The following is an 859-nucleotide window of genomic DNA, read 5'->3' as shown; positions in this document are numbered from 1 at the left end:
GGGTAACACCGGCAGGGCCCATATTTTTTTGAGCGCCGGCGTAAATCAAACCAAAATCGGCAACGTTAATTTTGCGACTAAATATATCTGACGACATATCGCAAACCACAGGTATAGGTGATTTAGGAAACTCCTGTAACTGTGTACCATAAATGGTATTGTTTGATGTGATGTGGAAGTAAGCCGCATCAGCAGGAATAGTATAATCTTTAGGAATGTAGGTGAAGTTGCTCGCTTTTGATGAGGCTACTACCTCTACTTCGCCAAAATATTTAGCTTCTTTTAAAGCTTTGTTTGCCCATACACCTGTTTCAAGGTACGCAGCTTTGCCACCCGATGGCAACAGGTTATAAGGGGCCATGGCAAATTGCGTGCTGGCACCACCCTGTAAAAATAATACCGAATAACCTTCTGGTACACTGAATAATTCTTTTACCAATGCAACAGCTTCATCCAAAACTGCTTCAAATTCTTTCGACCGATGGGAGATCTCCAGCAATGATAATCCTGTACCATTAAAATCAATAACCGCCTCTGAAGCTTGTTTTAAAACTTCGTGAGGTAAAATGCCTGGTCCGGCACCAAAATTATGTTTCATATAATTAACGTATTGTAGGTTCTGAATACTTGATTAGGAACTTTGTATTTAGTTGGGCCGAAGTTAATCAATTTGACAAAATTGATATGATTTATTTGCATTTTTTGAAAAAATATACAATTAATCAACAAAAGCCTTTTTGATTGCAAATTTTAAATTAATCCTATAAGGTTGGTAGTAATTATTACAATTGTAATAACCTTTCGGGGTATTTAAGATTAGATACCGCAGCAAGCTGATCGGCCGACGAGAACACCGAAT

General features: G+C 38.1%; 1 protein-coding gene. It reads right to left on the bottom strand.

Features of this window, described 5'->3' with window-relative positions:
• Positions 1-598 (bottom strand): 3-phosphoserine/phosphohydroxythreonine transaminase (gene serC / locus AC1DPZ_RS28190; RefSeq protein WP_477409770.1); only part of this gene is annotated, 598 nt, incomplete at its 3' end.
• Between the last annotated feature and the right edge of the window lie 261 nt (positions 599-859).

It is taken from the genome of Mucilaginibacter sp. P4_G9, from assembly GCF_056400985.1.
The sequence above is the reverse complement of the archived record's forward strand: the minus strand, read 5'-3'. Positions and strand labels throughout refer to the sequence as shown.